9 protein-coding genes are annotated in these 13,541 nt (G+C 74.0%); 2 read left to right on the plus strand and 7 right to left on the minus strand.

Annotated elements, in window-relative coordinates; all coding sequences use genetic code 11:
- Positions 1-58: 58 nt before the first annotated feature.
- Positions 59-1,300 carry a PLP-dependent aspartate aminotransferase family protein gene (locus E0F75_RS18590; protein WP_187623639.1) on the plus strand — a complete coding sequence of 414 codons (1,242 nt, stop codon included), beginning with the start codon at positions 59-61 and terminating at the stop codon, positions 1,298-1,300.
- Here E0F75_RS18590 and E0F75_RS18595 read toward each other — a convergent pair.
- From E0F75_RS18595 to E0F75_RS18620, 6 genes are all read right to left on the minus strand, one after another.
- Positions 1,197-2,651, minus strand: a complete 1,455-nt coding sequence (locus E0F75_RS18595) for a GNAT family N-acetyltransferase (protein ID WP_187623640.1) — start codon at positions 2,649-2,651, stop codon at positions 1,197-1,199. The two genes, E0F75_RS18590 and E0F75_RS18595, sit on opposite strands and share 104 nt — an antisense overlap.
- Positions 2,652-2,739: 88 nt before the next feature.
- Complete coding sequence (locus tag E0F75_RS18600; RefSeq protein WP_229312728.1) at positions 2,740-5,601, minus strand: DUF6493 family protein; 2,862 nt, start codon at positions 5,599-5,601, stop codon at positions 2,740-2,742.
- Positions 5,598-7,013 carry an SWIM zinc finger family protein gene (locus E0F75_RS18605; RefSeq protein ID WP_187623641.1) on the minus strand — a complete coding sequence of 472 codons (1,416 nt, stop codon included), beginning with the start codon at positions 7,011-7,013 and terminating at the stop codon, positions 5,598-5,600. The genes E0F75_RS18600 and E0F75_RS18605 overlap by 4 nt, the downstream gene beginning before the upstream one ends.
- Positions 7,014-7,118: 105 nt before the next feature.
- On the minus strand, positions 7,119-8,708 hold the full coding sequence (locus tag E0F75_RS18610; protein ID WP_187623642.1) for an alkaline phosphatase: 1,590 nt from the start codon (positions 8,706-8,708) through the stop codon (positions 7,119-7,121).
- Positions 8,709-9,017: 309 nt separating this feature from the next.
- Complete coding sequence (locus E0F75_RS18615; RefSeq protein WP_187623643.1) at positions 9,018-10,430, minus strand: PLP-dependent aminotransferase family protein; 1,413 nt, start codon at positions 10,428-10,430, stop codon at positions 9,018-9,020.
- A 114-nt stretch (positions 10,431-10,544) separates the two neighbouring features.
- Positions 10,545-11,576 (minus strand): trans-acting enoyl reductase family protein, encoded by a 1,032-nt coding sequence (locus E0F75_RS18620; protein WP_187623644.1) that lies wholly within the window; start codon positions 11,574-11,576, stop codon positions 10,545-10,547.
- A 205-nt stretch (positions 11,577-11,781) separates the two neighbouring features.
- Between E0F75_RS18620 and E0F75_RS18625 the strand changes: the two genes are divergently transcribed.
- A complete protein-coding gene (locus E0F75_RS18625; protein WP_187623847.1) occupies positions 11,782-12,759 on the plus strand; it encodes a helix-turn-helix domain-containing protein in 978 nt (325 codons plus the stop codon).
- A gap of 96 nt (positions 12,760-12,855) precedes the next feature.
- Here the strand turns inward: E0F75_RS18625 and E0F75_RS18630 are convergent, their stop codons facing one another.
- Positions 12,856-13,305, minus strand: a complete 450-nt coding sequence (locus E0F75_RS18630; RefSeq protein ID WP_187623645.1) for a nuclear transport factor 2 family protein — start codon at positions 13,303-13,305, stop codon at positions 12,856-12,858.
- Positions 13,306-13,541: the final 236 nt, after the last annotated feature.

Here is a 13,541-nt window from a genome sequence, read left to right on the forward strand (position 1 = left end):
TGGCGAACGTAGCACGGCGATTTCCCGCTACTTCCCGGTATCCGTTCACAGTGCCGCCATGGACGCCATGGACTACGGCCCCTCGGACACCCCGAGAGCCCTTGCCACCGAAGCCGTGCACGCCGGCCGCGAAGACCTCGCCTCGCTCGGTCTGCACGCCCCGCCGATCGACCTGTCCACCACCTACCCCTCGTACGACGCCCGGGCCGAGGCCGCCCGGATCGACGAGTTCGCCACCACCGGAGCCCGGCTCGACGGGCCCCCGGTCTACGCCCGGCTCGACAACCCCACGGTCGCCCGCTTCGAGGAGGCCCTCGCCCGCCTGGAGGGCGCCGAGGCCGCCGTCGCGTTCGCCAGCGGCATGGCGGCCCTCACCGCCGTCCTCCTCGCCCGGGCGAGCCAGGGCCTGCGCCATGTCGTCGCGGTCCGTCCGCTGTACGGCTGCAGCGACCACCTGCTCGACGCCGGTCTGCTCGGCACCGAGGTGACCTGGACCGACCCGGCGGGCGTGGCGGAGGCGATACGGCCCGACACCGGCCTGGTCATGGTGGAGTCGCCCGCCAATCCGACCCTCGCCGAGGCGGACATCCGCGCCCTCGCCCACTCCTGCGGCTCCGTGCCGCTCCTGGTCGACAACACCTTCGCCACGCCCGTGCTCCAGCGCCCGGTCGAGCAGGGCGCCCGCATCGTGCTGCACAGCGCGACCAAGTACCTCGGTGGCCACGGTGACGTCATGGGCGGCGTCGTCGCCTGCGACGAGGCGTTCGCCCGTACCCTCCGCCAGGTCCGCTTCGCCACTGGTGGAGTGCTGCACCCGCTCGCCGGCTACCTGCTGCTGCGCGGTCTCTCCACCCTGCCGGTACGGGTGCGGGCCGCGTCCGGCACGGCGGCGGAGCTCGTACGGCGCCTCGCCACCGACCCCCGGATCGCGCAGGTCCACTACCCGCGGATCGGCGGCGCCATGATCGCCTTCGAGGTCTACGGAGACCCGCACGACGTCATCGCCGGCGTCCGGCTCATCACCCCCGCCGTCAGCCTCGGCAGCGTCGACACCCTCATCCAGCACCCGGCCTCCATCAGCCACCGCATCGTGGCCGAGGGCGACCGGCGCTCGGCGGGCGTCAGCGACCGCCTGCTGCGGATGTCGGTCGGTCTCGAGGACGTCGAGGATCTCTGGCGGGATCTGACCTGGGCGCTCAGCGCTCCGCCCGCCGCACCCCTTCGCGCGGCTGTTCCTGCTGCGTCTCACGGTGCTGGGGCCGGGCGGCCGGCCGCGTTGCCGAGGCCAGCCGGGCTGTGATCACCAGGGTCCCCTCCTCGATCTGGTAGTCGAGGGGAAGGTTGAGCGCCCGCATCGCGGCCACCATTCCGGTGTTGGACGACTGCGTCACCGCGTACACGCTCGCGCAGCCGGCCTCCTCGGCCATCGCCACCAGCCTGCCGAGGAGCTCGGAGCCGATGCCGCGCCGCTGCCAGTCGTCCTCCACCATCAGCGCCACCTCGGTCTCGTCGCCGTCCCAGAGCAGATGCCCGAGGGCGACGAGCCGGCCGGAGGCCGTCTGGACGGCGAGGGTGCGCCCGAAGCGGGGGCTGAGCAGATGGTCGAGGTAGCGGTCGGCGTCGCCGACGGGACCGTGGTAGCGCAGGCCGAGGGTGCGTGCCGAGCAGCGGTCGTGCATGGCGCGCGCGGCGGGCAGGTCGCGCTGATCGGCGCGGCGGACGGTGATCTCGTTGCCCTCGGGGAGGGTCAGTACGTCCTGGCTGCGCGGGACGCGGGGGCCGAGCCGGGCGTCGAGCTCCACGAGGGCGCGGGCCCGGGCGAACTCGGTCGGGGTGAAGGGGAGGTAGGGCCGCTCCACGATGAGCGTGCCGCCGTTCGGGTCGCGCAGTCGCATCACGGTCTCCTCCAGGACGCCCTCGACCGGGGCGGGTTCGCCGGTGGGGCGGCCGGTGAGCGAGACGGCGGGCACGGAGTGGAGGGTGCAGCGGCCCAGGAGCTGGCGCAGCGCGAGCGGCAGCTCGGCCGCGTCGAGCGCCGTACGGGTGGCCAGGCCGAGGACCCGGGTCGGGGTGTCCACCAGGTCGTGGGCGTCGGCCCGCTCGGTCCAGGTGTCGCGGCCGCCGGCCGCCGCCGTCTCACGGGCGAGGGCGTGGGCCGAGAGATCGGCGGGGGCCCGCAGCAGGAACTCGTCGACCGTTCCGTCGGCGAGCGGATGCGTCTGGAGGGTGAGGATGTCCACGCCCAGGCGGGCGAGGACCGTGCACAGGGCGGCGAGGCTGCCCGGCGTGTCCGCGACGGTGGTCCGCATCCGCCACAGTGTGGTCTCGACGGGCACCACGGGCCCCGTCTCGTCCCGCTCCTCCTCGGTCCTCACCGGGACGGCCACGGGGGAGTGCCCGCCGGTGTGTCCGGCGGGCGGGGCATGGCTCGCATGACTGCGCCTCCGCGCCCACCAGGTGTGGAAGGCGGCGGTGGCGGCCAGCGCGATCGCCGAGAACACCAGGAGGTAGGGTCCGTCGGGACCCTTGGCGATGGTCTTGGCGATCGTGTCGGCCACCACCACTGCGGTGAACAGTGCGGCGAGCTCGATCAGGTCGTGCCGCCAGTGGTGCGGACGGCGGGCGCTCTTCGAAGACGTCACATCGGTCATGACCTCACTGTGACCCAGTGGTGTTGCGTGATCACGAACGCTTTGTGACTGACGGGTTAAGCGCCCATCTGGCGGCTTAAAGAACGATTCAGGCCGTTTCTGTCAGAGGCTGATCGGCCCCCTGGCCGAGTGCGCCCGACAGCCGCTTCGCCTGGACGACGAACTGCGAGGCGCTCCGTGCCGAGGCCATCGCGTCGAGCCCGGCCACCTCGCCCCGGGCCCCGCACCGCTCCACGCAGTCGGCCGCGACCGCGAGTACCTCGCCCAGACCTCGTACCGGCTTCTCCGCGCCGAGCAGCTCCGGCAGCATCGGCTCCAGGACCGCCCAGACCGTGCCGTACGCGCCCGTGGCGGCCGTCGTCCGGAGCGCGTCCGCCAGCCGGTTCGGCTTCACCGAGCCCTCCACGACCAGCCACGCCAGCTCCGTGCCGAGCCGCCGGGCGTCCAGGTCGCCCCGCGACGCCAGGACGAGCAGGGCGTCCACCGCGCGCAGCCGGTCGTCGGCGTCCTGACAGCCCAGACCGAACGCCACGGCGAGATGGACGGCCCGGCCCGCCGGGCCGCCCGCCTCGGCGAGCGCGGTGAGCGGTTCGGTCACACCGCGCTGGTCCGCGTCGGCCCCCGAAGCGAGGGAGGACAGGACGCACGCCGCCACGAACTCACGGTCCACCGGCAACGCCGTGGCCCAGTGCGCCCGCGTGTCCAGCCAGTGGTAGCAGCGACGGGGAGTCGCCCGCAGCTCGCCCCCCAGCCACCGGAAGGCCGCCGGGAACTCCTTGCGCACCACGGGGCGATCGTCGATCTCCACGACGATCCGGTCCGTCAGCCACCACTTCTGCGAGGCGAGGTCCTTCCCCCTGGCGAGGAACCGCACCCTCGTCCCCAGGGGTTCCCCCGCACGCAGCCACGCGGCGAGCCGTCCTCCCGCCCGCGTGCCGAGCGCCTCGGCCTCCTGCGCCGCCCGCCCGGCCGACGGGTTTCCGCGCCCGACCCGGAGCAGCGCCTGGGCGAAGTCGGCCGGGGCCGGCTCGACGCCCGCGTCCCGGTAGCCGCGCAGCCGCTCCACCAGCACCACCGGGTCGATCTCGCCCGTGTGCAGGGTCGGTGCGGCGAGCAGGAACGGCAGCGCGTCCGTGCCGATCAGGCCGGCGGCCTCCCACAGGCGCGCGTCCACGATCCCCGACAGCGCCTCGTGGTGGCAGGCCTTCCGGTCGTTGCCCTTCGCCCGCCCGGAGTCGACGCGCCACCCCGGCAGCAGTCCCAGCAGCCCCGCGAGTACCACCTCCGCCCCGTGGGTGTAGTGGGTGAAGTAGTGCTGGTGCTCCCAGTGCTCCGTCGGGAACGCCTCGCGCACCGCCGCCTCGAGCCCCGCCCGGTCCCGCCGCGCGAGCCGCACCAGACCGTCGAGCGTCCGCTCGAACGCCGCCGAGTCCTGGTACTGGCCCCTCGTCACCAGCTCCTCCACCAGCGCCTCGACCGTCGTCGCCGGCGGAGCCACCCGCTCCCGCTCCGGGACCGGCGGCAGGATCTCCTCGTACGGGACCCCGGACTCCACCTCCAGGTCGTTCCCGAACAGCGCCACGGCCGCCGGACGGTGCACCGGACTCAGCAGACCGGCCTGCTCGGCGAGCTCACGGCGTACGGAGGCGTCCACCGCCGCCGCATGACGGCCCACCAGCTTCAGGGCCCTCTCCTGGATCGTGGTGTCCTCGTGCCCGAAGGCCTCCGCCACGGCCGGCAGCAGCTCCTCCACCGCGCCCGGCTCCCGCGCCAGCACCTTGCCGACCAGCGTCAACTGGGCCCGCACCAGCTTCTTCTCCGTACGGAACAGCACCCCGCCCGTCATCTCGGCCAGCGCCCCGGCCGACAGCGCGCCGTCGGCGGCGAGGCCCGCGAGGACCTCCTGCGCGTACCCCGCGACCGGGGACGGCGCGTCGGCCGTCATCCCGATCCAGTCCGGGACCCGCTCCCGGCGCTCGGCCGCGCTCGGCTCGACGAGCCGCAGCACCTCAAGCGGGAACCGCAGGTCCCGGGCCCGGCCGCCGCGCAGCAGCCGGGAGACGCACAGGTCCACGACCTGGGCCCGGTCGAGCACGCCCTCCGTGACGAGCGCCGCGAGCGCGGTCGGCCAGTGCGTCGGCGCCTCGGGGCCGACCGACCAGGTCAGCCGGTCGGGCGTCTCGGCCATGGCGAGCGCGTGCGGCACGAGCACCCGCGTGTGCGAGTCCTCCCGGAGCCGCTCCAGCAGGCGCGAGTCGGTGATCTCCCGCGTCCACGCGAGGACATAGCCGTCGGTCGCGGGCACCGCGCACCCGGAGCGCTCCACGAGTCCGCGGATCAGGCCGTAACTGCTCTCCGCCACGGCGGGCCGTGCCGCGAGCCGCTGCGCCACGTCCGCCGTCCACGCCGGATCCCGGTCGGCGAGCACCGAGAGGACCAGGGTGCCGTCCTCGGAGCGCCAGCTCAGCAGGTCGCGGCCGCCGAGCCAGGTCGCCGTCGCGGCCGCACCGGTCTGACAGCCGGCGCCCGCCACGTACAGCGCGCGCCGCACGGCGGTCGCCTCGTTCCACCGCTTCCAGTCCCAGGCGCGCACCTCGGAGCGCAGCGACTTCACCTGTCCCAGGGCGGTCTTCCGGGCGGCGGCGTCCAGCGGCGCCAAAAGCGCCGGTACCTTGTGGGCGCTCCCCGCGCGCACCGCCGCGAGCAGCTGCTCGACCGGGGTGCCCCCCTCCGTACCGCCCCTGCGTCCCGCGTCGCCGCTCGTGCTCCCCGCGTCGTTCCCCGTGTCCCTTCCCGCGTCGCTTCCCGTGCCGCTTCCCGTGTCGTTCCCCGCCCCGCGCATCACGGCGCTCCTCACCTTGGTCATCATGCCGTCCATCACCCTGTTCACCAGGCTGTTCCCCATCTCGGTGCCCCCGCCGTCCACCGTCGCCCCGGTGCTCCCCGTCATCGCGCCGCTCCGGTGACCGTCGCGCCCTCGCCCTCGCCCCCGGCACCGACGGGCTCGGGCCTCGCGCCCCGCCGGACCATCCGGACCGCGAGCGCGTGCTTGCACGGGCCACGCCGGCCCCGGTAGTCGGCCCACCACTGGCAGGTGCAGCTCAGCACGCCGTCCGACTCCCGCACCCGGTAGCGCCGTTCGCCCGAGGCCACCGTCGCCAGATCGCCTTCGACGGTCACCGCGCCCTCCGCGACCAGCCGGCGGGCGCTCACCAGGCGCGGGTTGTGACGCTCGGCGCGGTCCGCGTCGTACGGCAGCTCCCGGTGGAAGTAGGCCGCGTCCGCCACGTCGTACCCCACGCGCCCCGCCGTGCCGAGCCGGGTCAGCGCCGCCCGCACCCGGTCGATCGTGAGCCCGGCCTGCGCCGCCAGGTCGGCCGGGTCGATCCGCGGCTCCCAGGCAAGGAGGACCGCGACCAGCTCGGCGTCCTGCGCGGCCTCCTCCGTCGCGAGGGCCTCAAGAACCCCGCCCTCGCCGGAGAAGCCCCTCGCGGGGTCGGGCGACAGCGTCAGCGTGAGCCGCATGCCCGGCAGGACCACCTCCCAGGCGCTCGCCGTGGCCAGGGTGCCGTCCGGCACCGGCCCGTACACCCGGAGCCCCGTCGCGTGCCGCAGCACCCGCTCCAGGGCGACGAGCCGGTCGGGTCCCGGCAGACACACCGCACCCGCGCCGGGCCGGGTCGTCGGCCGCAGGGTCCGGCCGGACTGCGTGATCCACATCGGCCCGCGCCCACGGGCCTGGTTGCGCGGCAGGGACCGGAGGAAACGGACGGCCTCCGCCCCGCTCAGCTCGGCCCGCAGATCGAACCGGGCCGAGGCGACCTGCGCCTCGGCGAAGCCCCGCAGCCAGCGGTCCGGCAGGGGGACCTTCTTCTCCACGACCGCCCCCGCGAGCGTGGTCACCGCCATCTCCTCCGGACCCACCCGGAGGTGCAGCGGATCGTCCCCCGTCATCCGCGACAGCGCCTCACGCAGCGGGTTGTTGACGTCGACGTTGGTCGTTCCGTGCCCCGTCTCCGTACCGCCGAGTCCTTCGTCGAGCACGTCCAGGCGCGCGTACACCCCGCCGCAGCCGGAGAACGACTCGAACCGCAGCCGGTCCCCGTTCCCCGTCACCACCGGGTCGAGCGACCCCGGCCGTATCCGCTGGTGGTAGCGGGCCGCGGCCACGTCGGCGACCGCGAGCAGACCGCGGGCGGCGACCTGCGGCGAGGCCAGGAAGCCGGCGAAGAAGCGGGGATGGGCCTCGGCCCCCCGGGGTGTGAGACCCCCCGCCGTCTCCAGACCGAGCAGCCGGCCGGAGCCCGTGGACTCCAGCGCGGAAGGGCGGACATAGGCGAGTGCCTGTACGGATCGCGTCATGGAAACGACGTTAGGACCCGGCACTGACAATCACCGGAGAGCCGGGTCCCGTCCGGCCGTCACGACCCGGCGGGCACCAGCTCCCGTACCACTTCCGACCAGGCGTCACTGCCCGACGCGACCCGGCCGCAGCACCTTGCTGAACAGGACCGTCCCGCCCTCGGCCCGCAGACGGACCGTCAGTTCCCCGCTGTGGCCGTCGATGTCGACCTCCCCGAAGTACTGCGGGCTCTCCATCGGCGACAGGTTGGCCCGCTCGGGCGCCCGGACGAACACCCGCTCCGGGCCGAACGTCGCGTCCAGCGCGTTCGCCGGGAAGCCGCCCGCGGCCAGCGGCCCTGACACGAACTCCCAGAACGGCGCGAAGTCCTGGAAGGCCGCCCGCTCCGGGGCGTAGTGCTGCGCCGAGGTGTAGTGCACGTCCGCCGTCAGCCACAGCGTGCCGGTGATCCGCCGGTGCTTGATGAACCGCAGCAGCTCCGCGATCTGCAGCTCGCGGCCGAGCGGCGCGCCCGGGTCGCCCTGCGCTATCGCCTCGATGTTCGTGCCGTCCGGGACGACCAGGCCGAGCGGCATGTCCGCCGCGAGCACCTTCCACACCGCGGTGGAGGCGGCCAGCTCCCGCTTGAGCCAGGCGAGCTGCTCGGCGCCGAGGATGCCGGTGGTGTCGTCGGCCTGCCGCCCGCGGGAGTTGGCGTTCCGGAACGAGCGCATGTCGAGCACGAACACGTCGAGCAGCGGGCCGTACCGCACCACTCGGTGCATCCGGCGCTCGCGACCGCCCCCGCGCGCGTGGAGGGTGGACACCGGCGTGTACTCGCCGAAGGCGCGCAGGGCGCGCGAGGCGAGGACGTCCACGTCCTTCTCCGTGTAGCGCGCGTCGTCCAGGATCTGGCCCGGGTACCAGTTGTTGCGCACCTCGTGGTCGTCCCACTGCATCACCGTGGGCACCTGCGCGTTGAACGCCCGGACGTTGTGGTCGAGGAGGTTGTAGCGGAAGTTGCCCCGGTACTCGTCGAGGGTCTCCGCGACCTTCGACTTCTCGGGCGTCGTGACGTTCCGCCAGATCCGCCCGTCGGGCAGCGTCACGCTCGGCTGGAGCGGCCCGTCGGCGTAGATCGAGTCACCGCTGCACAGGAAGAAGTCCGGGTCGAGGCGGCGCATCTCCTCGTAGGCGCGGAAGCCGCCGATGTCCGGGTTGATGCCCCAGCCCTGCCCGGCGATGTCCCCCGACCAGAGGAAGCGGACCCCCTCCCGACGCCGGTCGGGGGCGGTACGGAAGGTGCCGACGATCCGCTCGCCCGTCCGGCGCGGATCGTCCGGGTCGGCGAGCGTGACCCGGTAGTGGATCTGCTCGCCGGCGGGCAGCCCGCGCAGCGCGGTGGTGCCGGTGAAGTCCGTGCCGGCGCCGATCAGCGGCCCGTGGTGGTGGCGCACCCGCCGGAACGACTCGCTCGCCGAGGTCTCCACGAGCATGCGGGCCGGCCGGTCCGAGCGCACCCACACAAGACCCGAGGACGTCGTGACGTCGCCCGTCTGCACACCCCACTCGGCGCGGGGCCGGCCCGACAGTGCGAACGCCGGGGCGGCGAGACCGGCACCGCCGAGGGTGAGCGCCGCCGACGCGGCGAGCGAACCGCGCAGCACGCTGCGCCGGGCGGGGGAGGGGGAACTGCCGGGTACGGACTGGGACATGGAAGAGCCTCCGAAGGGCGTCCGGGCGGGGGCGGTGCGTCGCCCCATGCCTAACGGCCGGGGGCGGCGCCCACACGAACCCCGCGTGAACACTCACGTGAGGGCCGCGGTGGGCCTCCGGCACCAGGCGTGTGAACGGATGCCTCGCCCCCGGCCGGCCGCCTCCCGGCGAACGGATCGCCTCGCCCTAGGCCGACCGTCTCCCGGCCGTGTGAACGATCGCGTCACCCTCGGTCGGCCGCCTCGGGGCGTGTGAACGCCTCGCCCTCACCCTCGGCCGGCCGTCTCCGGCCGTGTGAACGGATCGCCTCATCCCCGGCCGACCGCCTCCGCCGCCATGCGTATCCCGGCCGTCACGATGGACGGCGCCAGGTGTGCGTACCCGATCACGAGCCGTACGTCCCCGTCCCCGGGCCGGGCGGTGCCGTACTCCTCCAGGGGCCGCAGCGCCACACCCGCCTCCGCCGACCGTGCCAGGAACCGTTCCGGTGGCCCGTAACACCCCGGTACGCGCGCGATGACGTGCAGTCCGGCGGCGATGCCGCTCACGCCGGTGCCCGGCAGGTGTTCCGCGAGCGCCGCCAGGAGGGCGTCCCGCCGCTCCCGGTAGGCGCGTTGGCAGCGGCGCAACTGCCGGTCGTACGCGCCCCGCGTCACGAACTCGGCGAGCACCGCCTGGTCGAGTACGGGGTTGCCGAGGTCCATCGTCCGCTTGCGCTCGACGACCTCGGCGAGCAGCGCCTCCGGGACGAGCATCCAGCCGAGCCGCAGTCCGGGCGCGAGCGACTTGCTGACCGAGCCGGCGTAGACGACCCGCTCCGGGTCGAGTCCCTGGAGCGCGCCGACGGGAGCCCGGTCGTACCGGAAGTCGCCGTCGTAGTCGTCCTCCAGGACGTAACCGTCCACCGCCCGCGCCCAGTCGAGCAGCGCGGCACGGCGCTCCGCCGACCAGCTGATCCCCGACGGGAACTGGTGCGAGGGCGTCACCACCACCGCCCGTACCCCGGAGGCGGCGAGCGGCTCCGGCCGCAGCCCCTCCTCGTCGAGCGGCAGCCACACCGTGTCCAGACCGGTCGAGGCGAAAAGCCGCCCGTGCTCCGGGCTGCCCGGATCCTCGATGCCGACCGCGTCGAGCCCCCGAGCCCGCAGCACGAAGCCGAGCAGGGTCGACGCCTGCGCCACCCCCGAACACACCACGAGCCGCTCCGGATCGGCCACCACGCCACGGCGCCGGGTCAGCATCCCGGCCAGCGCCTCCCGCAGTTCGGGCAGCCCGCGCGGGTCCGGATACCCGAGGGCGGGATGGGGGAGTCGTGCCAGGACGGCACGCTGGGCCGCCGACCAGGCGGCTCTCGGGAACAGCGACAGATCGGGTGTCCCGGGGCGGAAGTCCACCCGGACGGCGGCGGGCGTACCCGCACCACGCGCGCGCGTGCCGTCGAGCCGGCCCCTGGCCGCGTCGCCCACCCACGTGCCCGCGCCCCGGTCGCTGCGCAGATAGCCCTCGGCGGTGAGCTGTTCGTACGCCTCCGTGACCAGGCCCCGTGAGACGCCCAGGTCGGCCGCGAGCGCGCGGGTCGACGGCAGTCGGGTCCCGGCCGCGAGCCGGCCCGAGCGCACCGCCTCACGCAGCGCCTCCTGGAGCGCCCGGCCGCGCCGCCGCGCCGGGGCGGCGGCGGCCGGCAGGAGCAGCTCCCAGGCCGCCTGTCCGTGGCTCCTCATGTCCGTGCGGCCCCTCTCCCCGTCCCGCGCGCCGGCGGTCCCGGCCGAGGCCCATGATGCCGCTGATGCCGTGCCCCGAGCGGATCGGGATCGATCCGATGCGGCGGCCGGGCGTTACCGGTGCAGGTCGAAGGAGATGTGCGGGGCGAGCGCGCGGAGGAAGTCCGGAGCGTCGAAGACCTCGCCGGCCGAGGCGACACCGGTCGTCCTGGTCCGGCCGGTGAGGATCCGCCCGACGGCCTCCACGGCGAGCGGTGCGCTGACGGCGTAGATGTCCTGGCCGACGGCCACGGCCCGGCGTTCCGCGTCGCCCGAGCGGACGACGACGTCCACGAGGAAGGTCTGGTCGGACCGGCCGTGCTCGTCGACCGCGGCCGGTGCCGACGCGTCGGGCGCCGACAGGTCCTGGGCCGCGTCCACCGCCATGTAGGTGCGCACCTCGGGCACCTTCAGGTGGCTCGGGACGGTGACCACGTCGGCCATCGTGAACTCGCCGATGACGGGCCGGGGACCCATCGGGGCCGGGAAGGGCCACTCCTGGACCGTGAACTCGTCGTCGTGGTACTCCAGTCGCCCCTGGGTGAAGCGGACGTGACGGCCGTTCCGCCGCTCCCGGGAGACCTTGCCGGCGGCGAGGGTGCCGGCGGTGGGGTGCCAGCTGCTCAGCCCGTACGCGATGTGGGCCTCGTCGGCCGACGCCCAGTCGCCCATGGCGGCGGTGGCGAGCAGGTCACCGAGGCCGCCGTAGAAGGCCATCGCGGGGACGATCACCGTTCCCGCCGCGCGGGCCCGGTCCCCGAACCGCTCGAACGTGTCGACGTTGGCCTCGATCTCGGCCGCCACGTCCACGTACGGGATCCCGGCCCGCAGGGCCGCCTCGATCACGGGGGCGCCGGTCACGGCGAAGGGCCCCGCGGTGTTGATCACGGCCGCCGCGCCTTCCAGGGCGCGGTCGAGCGACGCCGGGTCGTCGACCGACGCGGGCCGCACGTCGAGCCCCGGACGGGACTCCGCGAGAGCCCGCAGCTTGTCGGCGTCTCGGCCGACGGCCACCGGGACGAACCCGCGGGCGATCAGCTCCGCCACCACGAACCGCCCGGTGTGTCCATAGGCGCCGAACACCGCGACCGTGAGCCCCGTTTCCATGACTTCTCCCTGCTCTCGTACGACCCGAACCGTTCTTGTATGGCAATCCTGGCCCCGGCGGCCGTCGTACACGAGTGTCCGGAACGACATCATGCGTACAATTACGGACGTGGACACGGACCTGAGGGCGGACCCGAGCACGCAGCCGACCAAGACCCCGAGCACGGAACCGAGCGCGGACCCGGACAAGGCCCTGAGCGTGGACCTGAGCACCGTCGCGCTGGCCGTCACCGAGGGGATGCGCCAGTTCGAACTGTCCGTGGCGTACGAGGTGTTCGGCCCGCCCCCGTCCGCAGTGACCGGCCCCTGGTACGAGGTCTCCCTCTGCGGACCGGCCACCGTCCGGATCGGCCGGTTCAGCCTGGAGCCCGACGGCGGCTTCGACCGGCTGGCGCGCGCCGGAACGGTGATCGTTCCCGCCCTCGCCGAGACCGACGATGCCCCGCCCGCCGAACTGGTCGACGCGGTGCGCGCGGCCCACGAGGCGGGCGCGCGCGTGGCCTCCCTCTGCACGGGCGCGTTCGTACTGGCCGCCGCGGGCCTGCTCGACGGCAGGCGCGCGACCACCCACTGGGCCCACACCGAGGAACTCGCCGCCCGCCACCCCCGGGTGGAGGTCGACCCGGACGTGCTCTACGTGGACGACGGCCGCGTCCTCACCTCCGCGGGCAAGGCCGCCGCGATGGACCTCTGCCTGCACCTGGTGCGCCTCGACCACGGCTCGGCCGTCGCCAACACGGTCGCCCGCAGCCTGGTCGTACCCCCGCACCGGGCGGGCGGCCAGGCCCAGTTCGTCACCACGCCCGTGCCCGCGCGCGACGACCACCCGCTCGGCGATCTGCTCCCCTGGGTGATGGAGCGGCTCGACCAGCCGCTGACCGTGGACGACCTGGCCCGCCGGGCGCGGATGAGCTCGCGCAACCTGGGCCGCCACTTCCGGTCGGTGACCGGTACGACCCCGCTGCAGTGGCTGCTGACCCAGCGGATCCGCCACGCCCAGGAGTTGCTGGAGTCCACCGACGAAAGCGTCGAGGGCATCGCGACCGCCACCGGCATGGGCACCGCCACGACCCTGCGCCGGCACTTCAACCGCACCGTCGGCGTCCCCCCGGACGCCTACCGCCGCACCTTCCGCGCCCGCGCCCGCGGTGCCGCCGGCTACGAACCAGGGCGGTCCGGGTGACATGACCGGAGCGGGCCCCGCCGACCGTCAGGTCGGCGGGGCCCGGTGATCGTGAATCTCAGCCGGTGGTGAACGTCGGTGAAGCGGACCCGGACCTCAGTCCGTCGGTGTCGGCACGGTGCAGGCGTCGGCGATGGCACGCGTGTCCCAGTAGAACGGACGGACCTCGGTGATCCGCCCGTCCTTGACAGTGATCGCTTGCAGAATGGGGAAGCTGAGTTCACGGCCGGTCGCGCGAGCGCGAGCACGGACCTGTGTGAGCACGACCGCAGTCTCACCGGTGGCAAGGAACTCCTGCTCCACCATGTCGAACGACTCCCATGCCTCTCCCATCATGAGGAAGAACTGCTTCATGCCGTCGTGCCCACGCCAGACGCCTCCGTAGGGCAGAGCGTCTGCTTGGTGCAGCTCGACATCCGGCGCAAAGAAGGGGGCGAGGAGGTCGAACGAAGCCTCACCAGGGCCTCCCGCCGCCAGGTACTCCGCCTCAGCTGCATACATGCCGGTGAGAACTGTTGCTGATTCCGTAGTGGATGACATCCTCATGGCGCCATCATGAGCACCGCAGCAGGACCTTGCTGGCGGCAATCAGACATCGTCGTGCCGCGAGGTGCCGGCCCGGACCGTGGGGTGGGTCTGCCACCGCCTGAGGTTGGCGTCGCTGCGTTCGTGGCCGGCCTGTGCCACGCCCGTACCGCGCACGCCGTCGGCGACGACACCCTCGACCTCGCACGCCGCCCTCCTGTCCTTTGGGCCGGGCAAGGGTCACGGGCCAGGAAAAA

The sequence above is a fragment of the Streptomyces sp. CB02980 genome, from assembly GCF_014451325.2.
GTDB lineage: Bacteria > Actinomycetota > Actinomycetes > Streptomycetales > Streptomycetaceae > Streptomyces.